Here is a 19,614-nt window from a genome sequence, read left to right as displayed (position 1 = left end):
CGGGGCCGGCCCCACAGGTCCCGCCGGACGGGCGCCGCTCGGTGCGAGGATGACCGCATGACCACCGACGAGGGCGCCGTCCGGTACGCGCAGCCCGCCGGCCCGTTCGACCCCGCGGCGGTGACCTGGACCCCGGTGTCCCCGCGGCTCGCCGGAGCCCGCTGCACGGCGATCGCCCTGACGCTGCTCGTGCCGCTGGCGGCGACCGTGCTCGTCGCCGTCCTCACCGCGCCGTGGGTCTGGGTGTTCCCCGCCGCGCTCGTCGCGCTGCTCCTCTGGGCGCTGTGGCTGGTCCCGCGGCAGGTGCGGGCGCTGCAGTACGCCGAGCGGGACGACGACCTGCTCATCCGCCGCGGCATCCTCTTCCGGCAGCTCGTCGTCGTGCCGTACGGGCGGATGCAGTACGTCGACGTGTCCGCCGGCCCGCTCGCGCGGCGCTTCGGCATCGCGTCGGTGCAGCTGCACACCGCGTCCGTCGGGACGAACGCGTCGATCGACGGGCTGCCGCCGCAGGAGGCGGCGCGGCTGCGGGACCGCCTGGCCTCGCGCGGTGAGGCCAGGCTGGCGGGCCTGTGAGCGCCGCGCCGGACCCGACGACGCCGGACCCCACCACGCCGGACTCCGTGACCTCGGACCTCGCGACGCCGGACCTCCCGTCGCCGGCCCCTGATGGTCCCGTCGCGCCCGTCACGCCCGAGGCCGTCGGGGAGGAGGCCTACGCCTGGCGACGCATGCACCCCGTGACGCCGGTCGTGCGGGGGTGGCGGGTGGTCGTCGGCGTGCTCGCGGTGGCGGTGTTCCAGCTCGACTCCTTCGTGGACCTCGTCGTCGAGCTCGGCGCCCGCGCGTGGCTCGTCGGGCTGGGGCTGCTGCTCGTCGTCGGCGTGATCGGGTTCGCCTCCTCGGTGCTGGCGTGGCGGATGACTCGGTTCGCCGTGACCGACGAGGCCGTCCACCTGCGGCAGGGCGTGGTCTTCCGGCAGCAGCGGCAGGCGCGGCTGGACCGCCTGCAGGCCGTCGACCTCGTGCAGCCCCTGCTCGCGCGGCTGCTGGGGCTGGCGGAGCTGCGCCTCGACGTCGCCGGCGGCACCGGGTCGTCGGTCGCGCTCGCGTTCCTGCGCGAGGCGGAGGCGGAGGACCTGCGCGTGGAGCTGCTCGCGCTGGCCGCCGGCCGTCAGCGCCCCGGCACCGGCCCCCTCCCGGCGGACGCCCCGCTCGCCCGCACCCTCACGACCGGCGACGAGGGCGCGCCCCCCGCCGTGGGGCCGGCCGGCACGCAGGACCGCCCGCACGGCGGTACCTCGCACGGCGCCCACGACGGGACGGACGCCCCTGCGCCGGCCGTGCCCGCCGCCGCGCCGGTCGGCGTCGGCGACGGCCGCTTCACCGCCTCCCCGGAGCAGCAGGTCTACGAGGTCCCCGCGGGCCGTGTGCTGCTGTCGGTGGTGCGCTCCTCCGCGCTGGTCTGGCCGCTCGTCGCCGTGGCCGGCGTGACCGTGCCGGCGGTCCTGTTCGGCGAGCCGGGCGGGTTCTTCGTGCTCTTCCCCGCGGTGTTCGGGGCCCTGGGCTTCGTGTGGAGCCGGGTCAACAACGGCATCGGGTTCCGCGCGGCGACGTCCCCCGACGGCATCCGCCTGCGCCACGGTCTCACCGAGCAGCGCGCGCAGACCGTGCCGCCGGGTCGCGTCCAGGCCGTGCGCCTCACCCAGACCCCCCTGTGGCGGGGGCCGGACTGGTGGCGCGTCGAGATGAACGTGGCCGGCTACGGCGGAGGGGGCGGCGGGGAGTCGACCTCGTCGGAGACCGTCCTGCTGCCCGTCGGCCCGCGCGACGAGGCCGTCACCGCCGTCTGGCTCGTGCTGCCGGACCTCGGCGTCGCCGACCCGCGGGCCCTGCTCGACACGCTGCTGTCCGCCGACCCCACGGCCCGCGAGGGCGCCATCACCTCGCCGCGCCCGGCCCGCCGCCTCGACCCCGTCGCGTGGCGCCGGCGGGCCGCGGTCGTCACCGACCGGGCCCTGCTCGCCCGCCGCGGCCGGTTCACGCGCGTCCTCGAGGTCGTGCCGCACGAGCGCACGCAGTCGCTCGGCGTCGAGCAGGGGCCGTTGCAGCGCCGCCTGGGACTGGCCTCCGTGGTGCTGCACTCCACCCCGGGGCCGGTCAGCCCTCGCGTGGACCACCTCGCCGCGGCCGACGCAGCCGCGCTGCTCGACGAGCTGTCGGTGCGTGCCCGGGCCGCCCGCGCGGGCGCCGCGCCGGAGCAGTGGCTGCGCGACGTCCGGACGGCCCCGTGACGGCGACCGCCGACGCCTCGCGCCGCCCGGGGCGGCTCGGCGTGGGCGTCGTCGGGGCCGGCAGGGTCGGGGCCGTGCTCGGCAGCGCGCTACGGGCCGCGGGGCACCCCGTCGTGGCGGTGAGCGCGGTGTCCGAGGAGTCGCGCGAGCGCGCCGCGGCGCTGCTGCCGGGCGTGCCCGTCGTCGACGTCCCGGAGGTCGTGCGCCGCGCGGAGCTCGTCCTGCTGGCCGTGCCCGACGACGCGCTCGCCCCGCTCGTCGGCGGCCTGGCCGAGCTGGGCCTGTGGCAGGCGGGGCAGATCGTCGTGCACACCGCCGGCCGGTACGGCGTGGACGTCCTCGCGCCCGCACGGCCCGCGGGCGTCATCCCTCTGGCGCTGCACCCGGCGATGACCTTCACCGGCACGTCGCTGGACCTGTCCCGGCTCGTCGGGTGCGGGTTCGCGGTCACGGCGCCGGCGGCGGTGCTCCCCATCGGGCAGGCGCTCGTCGTCGAGGTCGGCGGTGAGCCCGTCGTCGTCGACGAGGAGGCGCGCGGGCTCTACCACGCGGCGCTCGCCCACGGTGCCAACCACCTCGTCGTGCTCGTCGCGCAGGCCGCCGACGCCCTGGCCGCGGCCGGGGTGCACGAGCCGGGCCGCGTCCTGGCGCCGCTGCTGGGCGCCGCGCTCGACGGCGCCGTCCGGTCGGAGCAGCCCGACGCCTCGGGCGACCGCGGCCCGGGCGCCCTCGCCGCGCTCACGGGACCCGTGCGGCGCGGCGACGCGGGGACCGTCGCCGAGCACCTCGCCGCCCTGCGCGCGCTGGCCGCGCGATCGGGGACCGTCGACGTGGTCGCCGGCTACGCGGCGCTGTCGCGGGCGGCGACGCAGCGGGCGCTCGGGGCGGGCATGATCGACCCGTCCGCGGCGCAGCGGCTGCTCGACGTCCTGGACGCACCCGGCCCGGAGGCGGCCGGCGGCGCACCCCCGGCGGGCTGACACGGCACCTGCGCCGCCGCCACCGGCACCGCCGCGGCCCCGGCGCACGCCTGCGCGGCGTGACGCGCGACCGGCACCTCCCCCGCACGACCAGGCACCACCACGAGGACAGGCACCACCATGAGCACCACGACCACCGCGAGCACGTCGACCGCCACCGGCACATCGAGGCCGGCGGCCGGACCCGGCCCCCTGCTGGTCCGCACGCGCGAGCAGCTCGCCACGGCCCTGCGCGCGCAGGACGCCGGGCCCGCGGCGCCGTCGGGCCGACGGCGGGCGGTCGTCATGACGATGGGGGCGCTGCACGCGGGCCACCTGGCCCTCGTCCGCGAGGCCCGGCGGGTGGCCGACGCCGTCGTCGTCACGATCTTCGTCAACCCCCTGCAGTTCGGCGCCGGCGAGGACCTCGACCGGTACCCGCGCGACCTCGAGGGCGACCTGGCGCTGCTGTCGGGGGACGGCCTGCTCGGCCCCGGCGACGTCGTCCTCGCACCGACCCCCGACGTCGTCTACCCCGGCGGCGACCCGGCGGTCCGCGTGTCCGCCGGGCCGGTCGGTGAGGTCCTCGAGGGCGCCGCGCGGCCGGGTCACCTGGACGGCGTCCTCACCGTCGTCCTCAAGCTCATGCACCTCACGGCCCCGGACGTCGCCCTCTTCGGCCGCAAGGACGCCCAGCAGCTCGCCGCCGTGCGCGCGATGGTCCGCGACCTCGACGTCCCCGTCGAGGTGCTGGCCGTCGACACCCAGCGCGAGGACGACGGCCTGGCCCGCTCCAGCCGCAACGCCTACCTCGCGCCGGACGAGCGCGTCCGCGCGCGCGCCCTCCCGGCGGCGCTCGCGGCGGGCGCGGCCGCCGCCACGGCGGGAGCGGACGGCCCGGCCGTCGTCGCCGCCGCGCGGGCGGTCCTCGACCGCGCGCTCGACCCGGTGGCCGACGAGGTGGGCTACGTCGCGCTCGTCGACCCGACCTCGTTCGACCCCGTCGACGCGGCCGCCGCCGGTCCCGGCCTGCTCCTGGTCGCCGCGCGGGTCGGCGGCACCCGGCTCATCGACAACCAGGAGCTGGTGCTCGCGGGTGCCGTGGCGGGCGCGGCGACGGCGACGGCAGCGGGCGACGGGCCGGCGTGAGCGCACCCGCCGCGCCCCGGCTCGCCCGCCGGCTGGCCGCGCCCGAGCCCGGCTGGACCGTGCACGCCGACGCCGTCGTCGTCGGGTCGGGGATCGCCGGCCTGACCGCCGCGCTCGAGCTGCGCACCCGCGTCCCGCGCGTGCTGCTCGTGACGAAGGACGTGCTCGCCTCGGGGTCCACGGTGTGGGCGCAGGGCGGCATCGCGGCGGCGCTGGACCCCGCCGACTCCCCGGCGGCGCACCGCACGGACACCCTCGTGGCCGGCGTCGGCCTGTGCGACGAGGACGCCGTCGACGTGCTCGTCACCGAGGGCCCCGCCCGTGTCCGCGAGCTCGTCGCCCGCGGGGCCGTGTTCGACCGGGCCGCGGACGGGGACCTCGCGCTCACCCGCGAGGGCGGCCACCTGGCCGACCGCATCGCGCACGCGGGCGGCGACGCCACGGGGGCCGAGATCAGCCGCGCCCTCGTCGCCCAGCTCGAGGCGGTGCGGGACGACCCGGGCATCGAGGTGGTCGAGCACGCGCTCGTCCTCGACGTCCTCACCGGCCCCCCGGGTCCGGACGGCGCGCCCGGCCGCGCCTGCGGCGTCACGCTGCACGTCATCGGTGAGGGCAGCCGGGACGGCGTCGGTGCCGCCCTCGGCCGCGCCGTCGTGCTCGCCACGGGCGGGATCGGCCAGGTCTACCGGTCCTCGACGAACCCGGCGGGCGCCACGGGGGACGGCACCGCGGCGGCCCTGCGCGCCGGCGCGCGCCTGGCGGACGTGGAGTTCGTCCAGTTCCACCCCACGGTGCTGTGGCTGGGCGCGGGCGTGAAGGGTCAGCTCACGCTCGTCTCCGAGGCCGTGCGCGGCGAGGGCGCCCTCCTGCTCGACACCGACGGCACGCGGTTCATGCCCGACGTGCACCCGCTGGCCGAGCTGGCGCCCCGCGACGTCGTCGCGCGCGCCATCGTGGCCCGCACGGCGGCCACGGGCGCCGACCACGTCTGGCTCGACGCGCGGCACCTCGGCGCGGACCGCCTGCGCGCCCGCTTCCCGACGATCTGCGCCCGCCTGGCCGAGCACGGCATCGACCCCGCCACCGACCTCGTGCCGGTCGCGCCGGCGCAGCACTACCACTCGGGCGGCGTCCGCACCGACACGGTCGGGCTCTCGTCGGTCCCGGGCCTGTACGCGATCGGCGAGGTCGCGTGCACCGGCGTGCACGGCGCGAACCGTCTGGCGTCCAACTCGCTGCTCGAGGGCCTCGTGTTCGCCGCCCGGGCCGCCCGGCACGTGGCCGAGCGCGCGCCCGACCGTCGCGCGCTGGAGCTCGAGCCCCGGCCGCGACCGGGACCCGACGCGCTCGTCGCCGCCGCCGCCCGGGCCCGGGTGCAGCGGGTCGCCACGGACGGCGTCGGCGTCCTGCGCACGGGCGACGGGCTGCGCCGCGCCGCCGCCGCGCTCGCGGCCGTGCCGATGGACGCGCACGTCCGGCGCGACGAGGGCCGCGCCCTGGCGGCCCCGCAGACCGCGGAGTGGGAGACGACGAACGTCCACCAGGTCGCCACGGTCCTGGCAGCGGCGGCGCTCGAGCGCGAGGAGACGCGCGGCGGGCACGTGCGCGGGGACCACCCCGACCGGGACGACGCGCGGTGGCGCGTGCACCTCGAGCTCGGCCTGGACGGCGACGGCGTGCTGACCTCGCGCCGCACCGACGTGGTCGGGGACGGCCGCGGGCTAGGTTGACGCCGTGACCACGCCCCCGACCGCACCGCGCGTCCTGTCTCCCCTCCTGCCGGGCGACCCCGGGCCCGACCCGGCGGCGCTGGACCGGCTCGTGGTCGCGGCGCTCGACGAGGACCTCGGGCCGGCCCCCGGCCGCGACGTCACGACCCAGGCCACCGTGCCCGCCGACGCCCGCGGCACCGCCGGCCTCGTGGCGCGCGCCCCGGGCGTCGTGGCCGGGCTCGTCGCGGTGCCGGTGGTGCTGGCGGCGGTCGCCGAGCGGCTGGGCCTGCCGGGGCCGGAGGTCCGGTGGCGCCTCGGGGACGGTGCCACGATCGCCCCCGGCGACGTCGTCGCCGAGCTCGTGGGACCGGTGCAGGTGCTCCTCGTCGCCGAGCGGACGCTGCTCAACGTCGTGTGCCGGGCCTCCGGCGTCGCCACGCACACGCGCCGCTGGGCGGACGCGCTGGCCGGCGCGGGTGCCCGCGTCCTCGACACCCGCAAGACGACCCCGGGCCTGCGCGCGCTGGAGAAGTACGCCGTGCGCTGCGGCGGCGGGACGAACAAGCGCATGGGCCTGCACGACGTCGCCATGGTGAAGGACAACCACGTGGTGGCGGCGGGCGGGGTGGCGGCGGCCGTCGCGGCCGTGCGGGCGCGCTTCCCCGACGTCGAGGTCCAGGTCGAGGCGGACACCACCGCGCAGGCGCTCGAGGCGCTCGGGGCGGGGGCGACCTTCCTGCTGCTGGACAACATGCCCACGCCGGTCCTGGCCGCCACCGTGCGCGCCGTGCGGGACTGGGAGGCGGCCCACGGCGGTGGTGCGGGCGGCCGGCGCGTGGAGCTCGAGGCCACCGGCGCGCTCACGCTCGACCGGGCGGCCGAGGTCGCCGCGACGGGGGTGGACCTGCTCTCCGTGGGCGCGCTCACGCACTCCTCGCCGGTGCTGGACCTCGCGCTCGACCTGCGCCCCGCCTGACGGGCCGGACGCAGGGCCGGACGGGAGGGCCGGACGGGAGGGCCGGACGGGAGGGTCGGACGCGAGGGCCGGACGGAGGGCGCGGGTCGGCCAACTACGATCGGGGCGTGACCGACGGCCCCGCCCCCACCCCCGCCCCCGCCGCCGACGACCTGCCCGAGCAGCTGCGGGTCCGGCGCGAGAAGCGGGCCCGGATGCTCGCCGAGGGCGTCGCGCCCTACCCCGTCGGCGTCCCGCGGACCCACACGATCGCGCAGGTGAGGGCCGCGCACGCCGATCTCGAGGCCGGGCAGGAGACGGACGAGGTCGTCGGCGTCGCCGGGCGCGTGGTGTTCCTCCGCAACACGGGCAAGCTCTGCTTCGCCACGCTGCAGGACGGGGAGGGCGGTCGCCTGCAGGCCATGCTCAGCCTCGCGGAGGTCGGCGAGGAGCGGCTGACCGCCTTCAAGTCCGACGTCGACCTCGGCGACCACCTGTTCGTGCACGGGCGCGTCATCAGATCCCGCCGGGGGGAGCTGTCGGTCATGGCCGACGCCTGGACGCTGGCCGCCAAGGCCATCCGTCCGCTGCCGAACCTCTACGAGGGCACCGAGCTCAGCGAGGAGGCGCGCGTCCGCCAGCGCTACGTCGACCTCATCGTGCGGCAGCCCGCACGCGACACCGTCCGGCTGCGGGCCGGCGTCGTGCGTTCCCTGCGCGAGAACTTCCACCGGCGCTCCTTCCTCGAGGTCGAGACGCCCATGCTGCAGACGCAGCCGGGCGGTGCCACGGCGCGCCCGTTCGTCACGCACATGAACGCGTTCGACATCGACCTGTACCTGCGGATCGCGCCGGAGCTGTTCCTCAAGCGCGCGGTCGTCGGCGGCATCGAGAAGGTCTTCGAGATCAACCGGAACTTCCGCAACGAGGGCGCGGACTCCACGCACTCCCCGGAGTTCGCGATGCTCGAGGCGTACGAGGCCTACGGTGACTACGACACCATGGCGGCGCTCACCCAGGACCTCGTCCAGACGGCGGCGCAGGACGTGCTCGGCACCACCGTGGTGACGCTCCCCGACGGCGAGGAGTACGACCTCGGCGGGACCTGGCCGCAGCTGTCGATGTACGACTCGCTGTCGTCGGCGCTCGGGGAGGAGGTCACGCCGGGCACGTCCGTCGAGGCGCTCACGCGCACCGCCGGGCGGCTCGAGGTCGAGGTCGACCCGCGGCGCCTCTCGCACGGCAAGCTCGTCGAGCGGCTGTGGGAGCACACGGTCGGGGACGCGCTGCACGCGCCGACGTTCGTCCGCGACTTCCCCGTCGAGACGAGCCCGCTCACCCGCGACCACCGCAGCATCCCCGGCGTCGTGGAGAAGTGGGACCTGTACGTGCGCGGCTTCGAGCTGGCCACGGCGTACTCCGAGCTCGTCGACCCCGTGGTGCAGCGGCAGCGGTTCGAGGCGCAGGCCCTGCTCGCGGCGGCGGGCGACGACGAGGCGATGCGCCTCGACGAGGACTTCCTCACCGCCGTGGAGTACGCGCTCCCGCCGGCCGGTGGCATGGGCATGGGCATCGACCGGCTGCTCATGGCGCTGACGGGGTTGGGGATCCGCGAGACGATCCTCTTCCCGCTGGTCAAGCCCTCCTGACCGGCGGGGGGACGGGCGGACGGGCGGGCGGACGGGCGGGCGGACGGGCGCGGTGGGCAGGGCGACGAGGGTGGGTGGTCACGGTGGGTGAGCTGGGTGCGGTCCTGGCGGCGGTGCTGCCGTCGATCGGGGTGGGGCTCGTCTTCTGGTTCGTCGTGCGCGCCCTCGTCCAGGCGGACCGGCGCGAGCGGCTCGCGCTCGCCCGCCTGGACGCCGAGGACCGCGCGCGCCGCGAGGCCGAGCGGCGCACCGTGCTCGACGAGGGACGCCCGCAGGACGAGCCCCGCACCGGCGACGACGACGTCGCGGAAGGCCCGCGCGCGCAGGAATAGCGCGGTCCATGCGGACTCATGGACATTCCTGTGCACGGGCCGCGTCAACGCCGGACAACGCACCGCACAACGTATCCGGCGCCGCGCGGCGCTTGCGACGCGGTGTCCCGAAAACGGTCACAGATGTCCGCAATGGTTCTGTGAGAGAGGTCACCATCGACTGGTCGGAAGAGCTGGCGCGGAAATGTCACGGCGTTTCGTTTGACGCCCGACTCTTGCTGCGGACATGATGTCGACGCACCCCCCCCGTGCAATTCGACGAATGACGGAGAAAGCCATGGCACAGAAGGTCCAGGTCCTGCTCGTGGACGACATCGACGGCGGCACCGCCGACGAGACGGTGACGTTCGCGCTCGACGGCGTGAGCTACGAGATCGACCTCACCACCGACAACGCCGCCAAGCTCCGTGACGAGCTCTCGAGCTGGGTCGGCCACGCGCGCCGCGTCGGCAGCGGCCGCAGCCAGGGCCGGTCCTCCGGCTCGGCGGGCTCCGCCGCGAACCGGCCGAAGCGCTCCTCGTCCAACGAGGCGCAGGCCATCCGCGAGTGGGCCAAGGAGAACGGCATGGAGGTCTCCGAGCGGGGCCGCATCTCGGCCGAGGTGAAGGCCGCGTACGAGGCCGCGCACTGAGCACGTCTGCCGTGCCCCTCGACGGCGTGCCCCTCGACGGCGTGCCCTCCGACGGCGTGCCCTCCGACGGCGTGCCAGCCGGTGGCGTGCCCCTCTGGCTCGGGTCGTATCCCGCGGCCGGGGCGGGCACGCCGGTCGGCCGGGGCGAGGGGATCTGGCGGGCGGTGCTCGACCCTGCGGACGGGTCGCTGACCGCGCTCGGCGCCGACGGCGTCCCCGGGGCCGAGGGGCCCGTGGTGGCAACCCCGGCCCCGTCGTTCCTGGCCCTGCACCCGGGGGTCGACGTGCTCTACGCCGTGGGGGAGGCGGCGGAGGGCACGGTGACGGCGTTCGCGGTCGAGGGGCACGCCCTGCGCCCCCTGTCCACCGTGGCCGCCGGCGGCGCGGACCCCTGCCACCTGCTCGTCGTCGAGCACGAGGGCGCGCACGCGCTCCTGGTGGCGACCTACACCGGCGGGACGCTGGCCGTCCTGCCCCTGGCCGACGACGGCCGGTTCGCACCCGCGGTCCTCGCGGCGGGCGGCCCCACCCAGGTGCACGGCACCACCGGGTCCGGCCCGCGCGCCGACCGGCAGGAGGCGCCCCACGCCCACTTCGTCGCCCGCGCGCCGGGCGGTGCCGTGCTGGCCGTCGACCTCGGGACGGACACGCTGCGCCGCTTCCGCGTGCGTCGCGGCGCGGAGGGGCTCGTCGTCGACCCCGACGGCACCGCCGCCGTCCTGCCTCCCGGCACCGGTCCGCGGCACCTCGCCGTCACCCCCGACGGCGCGTGCCTGCTCGTCGTCGGCGAGCTCGACGGCCGCCTGCACGTCCTCGCCTGGGACGCGGCGACGTCGACGGGAAGGCTCCTGGGCGACGTGCCGCTCGTCGGCGACGCCGTGCCGACAGGTGTGCCGAGTGGTGTGCCGGGTGGTGCGCCGGGAGGCGCCGCGCCCGACCCGCTGCCCTCGCACGTGACCCTCGTCGACGGCACGCTGACGGTCGGGGTGCGCGGCGCCGGACCGGCCCTCGGCCGCGGCCCTGACGACGTCCTCGTCCACCGCCGGGTCGACGCCGCCGGCGACGCCGCGGCGGCCGCGCTCCTGGCGGCGCCCGCGTGGACGACGGCGCTGCCCGGCGCCTGGCCGCGGCACCACGCGGTCCTCGCGGGCTGGACCGTGGTCGCGCTGCAGCACGCGGACGCCGTCGTGGCCGTGCGGCCGGGCGGAGCGGGTGGCGCCGACGCACCGGGCACCGACGCATCCGCCGCCGACACGCCGGCGGTCGTCGGCGGGCGGCTCGCGGTCCCCGCACCCGCCTGCGTGGTCGTCGGCCGCTGAGGGCACCGCGAGACGGGCGGGCGCGGACGTCGCGGTCGGGGGAGGATCGGCAGCGGCAGGATGCTGCCTCGCCGGGGGCCCGCGGGCCCCGCCCACCCCGCCCGGAGGACACCGCGTGAAGGGACCGCACGCACCGCGCGTCGCGATGCTGTCCGTGCACACCTCGCCGCTCGAGCAGCCCGGCACCGGGGACGCGGGCGGCATGAACGTGTACGTCCTGGAGCTCGCGCGGGCGCTCGCCGCCCGCGGCACCCGCGTCGAGATCTTCACGCGCGCCACGTCCTCCGAGCAGCCCGACACGGTGGTCCTCGACGGCCGCGACGCGGAGGGCCGGCCCCTGCGCGGCGAGCCGGCCCGGGCGCTCCTGCTGGCCGACGAGGTGCCGGCCGGGACCGTGCCGCCGGTGCTCGTGCACCACGTCCCCGCCGGTCCCTTCGAGGCCCTCGACAAGAACGACCTGCCCGCCGTGCTGTGCAGCATGGCCGCCGGCGTCCTGCGCTCCGAGGCGGCCCGCCTGCCCGGCTGGTACGACGTCGTGCACTCGCACTACTGGCTGTCGGGGCAGGTCGGCCTGCTGGCCGCGCACCGCTGGGACGTCCCGCTCGTGCACACCTCGCACACCCTCGCGCTGGTGAAGAACGCCGCGCTCGCGCCCGGGGACCGGCCCGAGCCGCCCGCGCGCGTCGTCGGCGAGGAGGACGTCGTGCGGGCGGCGGACGCCCTCGTCGCCAGCACGGGCGACGAGGCGCGCGAGCTCGTCGAGCTGTACGGCGCCGACCCGCACCGCGTGCACGTGGTCGAGCCGGGGGTCGACCTCGACCGGTTCACGCCGGGGGACCGGCGGGCGGCGCGGGAGGCCGTGGGCCTGCCCGCCGACCGGCCCGTCGTGCTCTTCGCGGGGCGCGTGCAGGCGCTCAAGGCCCCGGACGTGCTGGTCCGCGCGCTCGGCGTGCTGGCCGACGGGCCGGGGCCGCGGCCGCTGCTCGTCGTCCTCGGCGGACCCAGCGGCAGCTCCACCGCCGTGCGGGAGCTGACCGCGCTCGCGGCGACCCTCGGCGTCGGCGACGACGTCCTCGTGCGGCCGCCGGCGGACCGCGAGCGCCTGCCGCTGTGGTTCCGCGCGGCCGACGTCGTCGCGATGCCCTCGCGCAGCGAGTCCTTCGGCCTCGTCGCCGCCGAGGCGCAGGCGTGCGGCGTCCCGGTCGTCGCCGCGGCCGTCGGCGGGCTGCGCAGCATCGTGGAGGACGGGGTGTCGGGCCGCCTCGTGCGCGGGCACGACCCGCACCGCTGGGCGGCGGCGCTGCAGGAGGTGCTCGACGACGACGCGCTGCGGGCGCGGCTCGCCGCGGGGGCGCGGCCGGCCGCGGAGCGGTTCGGCTGGGACGCCGCCGCCGACCAGGTGCTCAAGGTGTACGCCGTCGCCCGCGAGGGGGCCGGGCGGCGCTGAGCCGTCCTCGGCACCGCCCCGGCGCGCTACCCGGTCCGCCGGCCGTCCCCCGGGGACGGACGTCCCTGCGTCCACCGGGCGCCTGCGGCAGGATGACGCCCATGACCTACACCCTCGTGCTGCTCCGCCACGGCGAGAGCGAGTGGAACGCCAAGAACCTCTTCACCGGCTGGGTGGACGTGGCCCTCTCGGAGAAGGGCGTCGCGGAGGCGAAGCGCGGCGGGGCACTGCTCACGGACGCGGGCGTGCTGCCCGACGTGGTGCACACCTCGCTCCTGCGCCGCGCGATCACGACGGCGAACCTCGCGCTCGACGCCGCCGACCGCCACTGGATCCCGGTGAAGCGGACGTGGCGCCTCAACGAGCGTCACTACGGCGCCCTGCAGGGCAAGGACAAGAAGCAGACGCTCGACACGTACGGCGAGGAGCAGTTCATGCTCTGGCGCCGGTCCTACGACGTCCCGCCGCCCGAGATCGAGCTCGGCTCCGAGTTCTCCCAGGACGCCGACCCGCGCTACGCCGGCGAGCCCATCCCGCGCACGGAGGCCCTCGCGAACGTCCTCGTCCGGATGCTGCCGTACTGGGAGGAGGAGATCGTCCCCGACCTGCGGGCGGACAAGGTCGTCCTCGTCGCCGCGCACGGCAACTCCATCCGCGCGCTCATCAAGCACCTCGACGGCATCGACGACGCCACCATCGCGGGCCTCAACGTCCCCACCGGCATCCCGCTCCTCTACACGCTCGACGACGACCTGAAGCCCGTCACCGCGGGCGGTCAGTACCTCGACCCCGAGGCCGCGGCCGCCGCCATCGCCGCGGTCGCCAACCAGGGCCGCTGACGCACCCCGGACGACCGCAGGAGCCCGGCACCTCGAGCGAGGTGCCGGGCTCCTGGGCTCCTGCCCGTCGGGGCGCGAACGTCGGTGCGGTCGTCAGTGCGCGACGACCGACTCCGCGGCCTCGCCGGTGACGAGGTAGGCGATGCGCCGGGCCACGGAGACCCCGTGGTCGCCGAAGCGCTCGTAGTAGCGGCCGAGCAGCGTGACGTCGATGGTCTCCTGCGCGGTGCCCGCCCACGACCCGCCGAGCAGGGCCGTGAAGGTGTCCTCGTGCAGGGAGTCGAGCAGGTCGTCGTCGGCCTCGATGGCCGCGGCGAGCGCGAGGTCGCGCGTGACGAGCAGCTCCGAGATCCGGTGCGCCAGGCGGACGGCCGCCGCGTCCATCTCCGCGAAGGTCTCCGTGAGGTGCTGGGGCACGGCGTGGCGGGGGTACCGGCCGCGCGCGACCTGCGCGATGTGCCGCGCGAGGTCGCCCATGCGCTCCAGGGACGCGCTGATGCGCAGCGCGGTGACGACGACGCGCAGGTCCGTGGCGACGGGCTGCTGCTGCGCGAGCAGGCGCACGCACCGCTCGTCGAGCTCGTTCTCGAGGGCGTCGATGGCCATGTCGTCCGCGATCACCGCCTCGGCGACCGCCAGGTCGGTGCTGGTCAGCGACACGCCGGCCTGCGTGATCGCGCGCTGGACGAGGGTGCTCATGTTCTCGAGCCCCTCGCCGAGCGCCTTGAGCTCGGCCTCGAAGATCTGACGCATGCGGGTCCTTTCCTGGCGTGCGCGCGGTGCGCGGGCACGGCGACGTGCAGGGTCTGGGGACAAGCCTGGCACGTCGAGGTGAACACCGCGTCCCCGTCGGGTGAACACCAGGGTCACGCCCCGCACGGCTCCGCACGGGGCCCTGCGCGCACGGTCGGCGGGCGTCCGGGCGTCGCCGGGCCGCCCCTACAGTGAGCGCTGTGGAGGGGCTGACCGGGGTCGTCACGCTGGGCGCAGGGCTGCTCGGCGTGCTCGTCGGCGTCGTGTCCGTGCTGGCGTTCCGGCTCAGCGAGCGCGCCCAGCGCCGGGTCCCGGCCCTGCCGGCGCCGCCGGTGGACGAGGGGATCGTGCGCGTCCTGGCCGTCCTGCGCTCGGCCGCCGTCGTGCTGGACGAGTCGGACCGCGTCGTGCGGGCGAGCGCCCCGGCGCTGGCGCTCGGGCTCGTCCGCGAGGGCCGGCTCGCCCCGGTCGCGGTCCGCGAGCTCGTCGCCCGCGTCCGGCGCGACGGCGTCATCGCGGACGAGGAGCTCGAGGTGCCGCGAGGTCCCCACGGGCCCGGGCTGCTGCTCCTGCAGGTCCGGGTCGCGCAGGTGACGCACCGCCACGTGCTCGTCCTCGCCGAGGACCTCACGGGCGCCCGCCGGCTCGAGGCCGTGCGCCGGGACTTCGTCGTCAACGTCTCGCACGAGCTGAAGACGCCCGTGGGCGCGCTGTCCCTCCTGGCGGAGGCGACGGTGGAGGCCGCGGAGGACCCGGAGGCGGTGCGCCGCTTCGGCACGCGCATGCGCTCCGAGGCGGCGCGGCTGGGCCAGCTCGTGCAGGAGATCATCGAGCTGTCGCGCCTCCAGAGCACGGCGGTGCCCGGGGATGCGCAGCGGGTGCGCATCGCGGACGTCCTCGGGGAGGCCGCGGACCGCGCGCGGACCGTGGCGGCGGCCAAGGAGATCGAGATCGTCGTGGGCGAGGACGCCGGGTGCGAGGTCGTCGGCGACCACAACCTGCTGGTGACGGCCGTGCGCAACCTGCTCGACAACGCCGTGGCCTACTCCAACCCCGGCACCCGCGTGGGCGTCGGGGTGCGGCGGCTCGACGACGTCGTGGAGATCGCGGTGGTCGACCAGGGCATCGGCATCGGCGCCGACGACCTCGAGCGCGTCTTCGAGCGGTTCTACCGCGTCGACCCGGCCCGCTCCCGCGACACCGGCGGGACGGGCCTCGGCCTGTCCATCGTCAAGCACGTCGCCCTGGACCACGGGGGCGACGTGGCCGTCTGGTCGCGCCCGGGCCGCGGCTCCACCTTCACCCTGCGGCTGCCGCTCGCCCCGGAGCGGGCGGCGGCGCCGGCGGCCATCGGCCCCGGCCGAGACCCCGACCCCGAGACCACCCGGAGCGTGCCGTGACCCTGATCCTCGTCGTCGAGGACGAGCCCTCGTACTCCGAGCCGCTCGCCTTCCTGCTGCGGCGCGAGGGCTACGACGTGCGGGTCGCCGAGACGGGGCCCGACGGGCTCGCCGCGTTCGAGGCGGCCACCGAGCCGCCCGTCGACCTCGTGCTGCTCGACCTCATGCTGCCCGGCATGCCGGGCACGGAGGTCTGCCGGCGCATCCGGCTCACCTCCGACGTGCCGGTCGTCATGCTGACGGCCAAGGACGACGAGATCGACAAGGTCGTCGGCCTGGAGCTCGGGGCCGACGACTACGTGACGAAGCCGTACTCGGGCCGCGAGCTCGTCGCCCGCGTGCGGGCCGTGCTGCGGCGGCCGCGCGCCGGCGGGGCCGGTGCCGCCGCCGGGGGCGAGGACGGCGGCGTGCTGGAGGTGGGGCCCGTGCTCCTCGACGTCGAGCGGCACACCGTGCACGTGCGCGGCAGCGCCGTCGCGTTCCCGCTCAAGGAGTTCGAGCTGCTCGAGCTGCTCATGCGCAACGCGGGCCGGGTGCTCACGCGCGGCCAGCTCATCGACCGGGTGTGGGGCGCGAACTACGTGGGGGACACCAAGACCCTCGACGTCCACGTCAAGCGGGTGCGGGCCAAGATCGAGGACGACCCCGCCGACCCCCGGCTGCTCGTCACCGTGCGTGGCCTGGGCTACAAGCTCGACGACCCCGCCACGGCCTGACCGGTCGCCGGCCCGGCGAGGACGGGCGTGACCCGGGCCACACCTATGCCGCGCCGCGGGCGCGCCGTCAAGGGGGCAGGACGTCACCCGGACGAGTCGTCGCCCGTCGTTCACCCGCGGTTCACCCGAGCCCGACCACCCGGTCACCTCCCCTGCCTACCGTCGGGGCACGGCGCGCAGGACGTGCGCGGACGTGCGACGAACGGACGGAATGACGTGAAGCTGAACCGAACCAGCCGTGGGGCTCGTGCCGGTGTGGTGGTGGGCGCCCTCGCCCTGACGCTGGCCGCCTGCGGGTCGGACAACGCCGTGCCCGGTGCCGCCGGTGGCGAGAGCTCCGCCCCCGCGGCGGGCGGCTCGGAGCTGTCGGGCGAGCTCGTCGGCGCGGGCGCGAGCTCGCAGGAGTCGGCGATGGAGGCCTGGCGCGCCGGGTTCCAGAGCGCCAACCCCGACGTGTCCGTCTCCTACGACCCGGCCGGCTCCGGCGCGGGGCGTACCCAGTTCCTCGAGGGCGGCACGGACTTCGCCGGCTCCGACGCGGCGCTGGACGAGGAGGAGCTCGCGACGGCCGAGGAGCGCTGCTTTGGCGCCGGCGTCACCGAGCTCCCGCTGTACATCAGCCCCATCGCGGTCATCTACAACCTGCCCGAGGTCACGGAGCAGCTCCAGATGAGCGCCGCGACGATCGCCGGCATCTTCTCCGGCGCGATCACGAACTGGAACGACCCGGCCATCGCCGCGGAGAACGAGGGCGTGACGCTGCCCGACCTGGCCATCACGCCCGTCAACCGCTCCGACGAGTCCGGCACGACGGAGAACTTCACGGAGTACCTCGCCGCCGCCGCCCCCGAGGTGTGGACGGAGGAGCCGTCGGGCGACTGGCCCTTCAGCGGGACGCAGTCCGCGCAGGGCACGTCCGGCGTGGTCCAGACGGTCGAGGGCGCCGAGGGCACCATCGGCTACGCCGACGCCTCGCGCGCCGGCTCGCTCGGCACCGTCGCGGTGAAGGTCGGCGAGGAGTACGTGCCGTTCTCGCCGGAGGCCGCCGCGGCGGTCGTCGACGCCTCCCCGGTCGCCGAGGGGCGCGCGGAGCACGACCTGGCGCTCGAGCTCGAGCGCGACACCACGGAGGCGGGCGCCTACCCGATCGTCCTCGTCTCCTACACGATCGCCTGCCTCGCGTACGAGGAGCAGGAGCAGGTCGACCTCGTCAAGGCGTGGCTGACCTACCTCGCGTCGGAGGGCGGCCAGCAGGCCGCGGCGGGCGCCGCGGGCAACGCCCCGATCTCCGAGACCCTGCGCGAGCAGGTCACGGCGGCGATCGGCGCCATCACCCTGGCGTCCTGACGCCACGCACGTCACGCTGGTGGCCGGTCCCGCTCGGGACCGGCCACCGGCGCGCCGCCCCCGGAACGACCACCGGACCCCCGGAGGACCGATGAGCACCACCCCGACGCGACGCCCCGAGGGCGCCGAGCCGTCGCTGACCCCGGCGGAGTCCATGACCCACGGCCGCGCGAGCCTGGCCAACCGCGCGTTCGCCCGCCTGAGCACCGCCTCGGGCGTCACCATCCTCGCGCTGCTCGCGGCGGTGACGGTGTTCCTCGTGCTCGAGGCGATGCCGGCCGTGACGACGAGCCCGGCCGAGCTGGCCGAGCGCATCTCCTGGTTCCCCGAGGCCGGCGGGATCCTCGGCTACGTCGGGCCGCTCGTGTTCGGCACACTGCTGGCCGCGGTCCTCGCGCTGCTCATCGGCACGCCGCTGGCGATCGGCATCGCGCTGTTCATCTCGCACTACGCGCCGCGGCGGCTCGCGCAGGGCCTGGGCTACCTCGTGGACCTGCTCGCCGCGATCCCCTCGGTGGTCTACGGGCTGTGGGGCTCGCTGGTGCTGGCGCCGCGGATCGTGCCGGTGCAGGACTTCCTCGCCCAGTACCTGGGCTGGATCCCGCTGTTCGACGGTCCCGCGGCCCACCCCGCCCGCACGGTCTTCACCGTCGGCGTCGTGCTCGCGGTGATGATCCTGCCGATCATCACCGCGGTCTGCCGGGAGGTCTTCCTCCAGACGCCGCGCCTGCACGAGGAGGCCGCGCTGGCCCTCGGCGCGACCCGCCTGGAGGTGATCCGCACGGCGGTCCTGCCCTTCGCCCGCTCGGGCATCATCTCCGCCGCGATGCTCGGTCTCGGCCGCGCCCTGGGGGAGACGATGGCCGTCCTCATGATCCTGTCGCCGGGCTTCGCCTACAGCTTCGCGCTCCTGCAGGCCGGGCAGCACCAGACGATCGCGGCGAACATCGCCAACCAGTTCCCCGAGGCCAACACCTACGGCGTCAGCACGCTCATCGCCACGGGCCTCGTGCTGTTCGTGATCACCCTCGCCGTCAACATGCTCGCGCGCTGGATCGTCTCGCGCCGGGCCGAGTTCTCCGGAGCGAACTGATGGCCACCGTGCAGAGCGCCCCCACGCGACCCGCCGCCGACGACGAGCTGCGCCGCCAGCTCACCGGCGCCGGCCTGGAGCCGAGCCGCAAGCGGGCCGACCGCCTCATGACCGTGGTCGTGACGCTCGCCTTCGCCGTGGCCCTCGTGCCCCTGGTGTCGGTGTCGTGGACCGTCATCAGCCGCGGCCTCGAGCGGTTCGACCTCTACTTCCTCACGGTGTCGATGCGCGGCGTGTTCGGCGGGATGGACGCCGGCGGCATCTACCACGCCATCCTCGGCACGCTCCTCATCACCCTCTTCGCCGCGCTCATCAGCGTGCCGATCGGGCTGCTGTGCGCGATCTACCTCGTCGAGTACGGCCGCGGGCGGCTGGCGAAGTCCGTCACCTTCTTCGTCGACGTCATGACGGGCATCCCGTCGATCGTCGCGGGCCTGTTCGCCTACGCCCTGTTCGCGCTGTTCTTCGGGCCGGGCGTCCGCCTGGGCATCGCCGGGTCGGTGGCGCTCTCGGTCCTCATGATCCCGGTCGTCGTGCGGTCCTGCGAGGAGATGCTCCGGCTCGTGCCGAACGAGCTGCGGGAGGCCTCCTACGCGCTGGGCGTGCCGAAGTACCTGACGATCCTCAAGGTCGTGCTCCGCACCGCGATCGCGGGCATCGCGACGGGCGTCATGCTGGCCATCGCCCGCGTCATCGGCGAGACGGCCCCGCTGCTCATCGTGGCGGGCACGGTCGACAGCATCAACACCAACGTCTTCGACGGCCGCATGATGACCCTGCCCGTGTACATCTTCGGGCAGTACCGTCAGGGCAACGTGTCCTGCGTGGCGGGGGCGACCGACTGCATCCCGACGATCAACTTCGACCGCGCCTGGGCCGCCGCCCTGACGCTCATCCTCATCGTCATGGCGCTCAACCTGATCGCGCGCCTCATCGCCCGCTTCTTCGCCCCCAAGGCCGGTCGCTGACCGCCCCGGCGGAGCACCTCTCCGGCCGGCCGACACCACACCCCGAAGGAC

The 19,614-nt window shown here is 76.3% G+C and carries 18 protein-coding genes; 17 read left to right on the top strand and 1 reads right to left on the bottom strand.

The window, feature by feature from the left end; translation table 11 throughout:
* Nucleotides 1-57 precede the first annotated feature (57 nt).
* The 12 genes from BM048_RS04550 to BM048_RS04495 all read left to right on the top strand — a co-directional run bounded on the left by BM048_RS04550 (nt 58) and on the right by BM048_RS04495 (nt 13,286).
* The gene (locus BM048_RS04550) at nt 58-576 is read left to right on the top strand and encodes a PH domain-containing protein (protein WP_090031082.1); all 519 of its coding nucleotides are present in this window, start codon (nt 58-60) and stop codon (nt 574-576) included.
* Nucleotides 573-2,294: a PH domain-containing protein gene (locus BM048_RS04545; protein ID WP_239078602.1), complete on the top strand. Its 1,722-nt coding sequence runs from the start codon at nt 573-575 to the stop codon at nt 2,292-2,294. The genes BM048_RS04550 and BM048_RS04545 overlap by 4 nt, the downstream gene beginning before the upstream one ends.
* On the top strand, nt 2,291-3,274 hold the full coding sequence (locus BM048_RS04540) for a Rossmann-like and DUF2520 domain-containing protein (RefSeq protein ID WP_090031081.1): 984 nt from the start codon (nt 2,291-2,293) through the stop codon (nt 3,272-3,274). Before BM048_RS04545 ends, BM048_RS04540 begins: the two co-directional genes overlap by 4 nt.
* Before the next feature lie 120 nt (nt 3,275-3,394).
* Nucleotides 3,395-4,402: a pantoate--beta-alanine ligase gene (gene panC / locus BM048_RS04535; protein ID WP_090031080.1), complete on the top strand. Its 1,008-nt coding sequence runs from the start codon at nt 3,395-3,397 to the stop codon at nt 4,400-4,402.
* The gene (locus tag BM048_RS04530) at nt 4,399-6,132 is read left to right on the top strand and encodes an L-aspartate oxidase (protein WP_090031079.1); all 1,734 of its coding nucleotides are present in this window, start codon (nt 4,399-4,401) and stop codon (nt 6,130-6,132) included. Before panC ends, BM048_RS04530 begins: the two co-directional genes overlap by 4 nt.
* Nucleotides 6,133-6,136: 4 nt before the next feature.
* Nucleotides 6,137-7,090 (top strand): carboxylating nicotinate-nucleotide diphosphorylase, encoded by a 954-nt coding sequence (nadC, locus tag BM048_RS04525; RefSeq protein ID WP_090031078.1) that lies wholly within the window; start codon nt 6,137-6,139, stop codon nt 7,088-7,090.
* 194 nt (nt 7,091-7,284) lie between these two features.
* A complete protein-coding gene (lysS, locus tag BM048_RS04520) occupies nt 7,285-8,718 on the top strand; it encodes a lysine--tRNA ligase (RefSeq protein WP_239078624.1) in 1,434 nt (477 codons plus the stop codon).
* Between the two features lie 74 nt (nt 8,719-8,792).
* Nucleotides 8,793-9,050 carry a hypothetical protein gene (locus tag BM048_RS04515; RefSeq protein WP_090031076.1) on the top strand — a complete coding sequence of 86 codons (258 nt, stop codon included), beginning with the start codon at nt 8,793-8,795 and terminating at the stop codon, nt 9,048-9,050.
* Between the two features lie 277 nt (nt 9,051-9,327).
* On the top strand, nt 9,328-9,681 hold the full coding sequence (locus BM048_RS04510; protein ID WP_090031075.1) for a histone-like nucleoid-structuring protein Lsr2: 354 nt from the start codon (nt 9,328-9,330) through the stop codon (nt 9,679-9,681).
* Between the two features lie 11 nt (nt 9,682-9,692).
* Nucleotides 9,693-11,000: a lactonase family protein gene (locus BM048_RS04505; RefSeq protein WP_175499269.1), complete on the top strand. Its 1,308-nt coding sequence runs from the start codon at nt 9,693-9,695 to the stop codon at nt 10,998-11,000.
* A gap of 145 nt (nt 11,001-11,145) precedes the next feature.
* Nucleotides 11,146-12,447, top strand: coding sequence for a glycosyltransferase (locus BM048_RS04500; RefSeq protein ID WP_090031288.1), 1,302 nt, complete (start codon nt 11,146-11,148; stop codon nt 12,445-12,447).
* Nucleotides 12,448-12,548: 101 nt separating this feature from the next.
* On the top strand, nt 12,549-13,286 hold the full coding sequence (locus tag BM048_RS04495) for a phosphoglyceromutase (RefSeq protein WP_090031073.1): 738 nt from the start codon (nt 12,549-12,551) through the stop codon (nt 13,284-13,286).
* 93 nt (nt 13,287-13,379) lie between these two features.
* Here the strand turns inward: BM048_RS04495 and phoU are convergent, their stop codons facing one another.
* Nucleotides 13,380-14,039 (bottom strand): phosphate signaling complex protein PhoU, encoded by a 660-nt coding sequence (phoU, locus tag BM048_RS04490; RefSeq protein WP_090031072.1) that lies wholly within the window; start codon nt 14,037-14,039, stop codon nt 13,380-13,382.
* Nucleotides 14,040-14,239: 200 nt separating this feature from the next.
* Here phoU and BM048_RS04485 point away from each other — a divergent pair, with 200 nt between their 5' ends.
* The 5 genes from BM048_RS04485 to pstA all read left to right on the top strand — a co-directional run bounded on the left by BM048_RS04485 (nt 14,240) and on the right by pstA (nt 19,563).
* Nucleotides 14,240-15,439, top strand: a complete 1,200-nt coding sequence (locus BM048_RS04485; protein WP_090031071.1) for a sensor histidine kinase — start codon at nt 14,240-14,242, stop codon at nt 15,437-15,439.
* A complete protein-coding gene (locus BM048_RS04480; RefSeq protein ID WP_090031070.1) occupies nt 15,436-16,155 on the top strand; it encodes a response regulator transcription factor in 720 nt (239 codons plus the stop codon). Before BM048_RS04485 ends, BM048_RS04480 begins: the two co-directional genes overlap by 4 nt.
* Before the next feature lie 258 nt (nt 16,156-16,413).
* The gene (gene pstS / locus BM048_RS04475) at nt 16,414-17,502 is read left to right on the top strand and encodes a phosphate ABC transporter substrate-binding protein PstS (RefSeq protein WP_239078622.1); all 1,089 of its coding nucleotides are present in this window, start codon (nt 16,414-16,416) and stop codon (nt 17,500-17,502) included.
* A 91-nt stretch (nt 17,503-17,593) separates the two neighbouring features.
* Complete coding sequence (pstC, locus tag BM048_RS04470) at nt 17,594-18,595, top strand: phosphate ABC transporter permease subunit PstC (protein ID WP_090031068.1); 1,002 nt, start codon at nt 17,594-17,596, stop codon at nt 18,593-18,595.
* A complete protein-coding gene (gene pstA, locus BM048_RS04465) occupies nt 18,595-19,563 on the top strand; it encodes a phosphate ABC transporter permease PstA (RefSeq protein WP_090031067.1) in 969 nt (322 codons plus the stop codon). The genes pstC and pstA overlap by 1 nt, the downstream gene beginning before the upstream one ends.
* Nucleotides 19,564-19,614 lie beyond the last annotated feature (51 nt).

It is taken from the genome of Cellulomonas marina, assembly GCF_900111925.1.
Lineage (GTDB): Bacteria > Actinomycetota > Actinomycetes > Actinomycetales > Cellulomonadaceae > Cellulomonas > Cellulomonas marina.
This window is presented reverse-complemented; position numbering and strand designations above follow the sequence as displayed.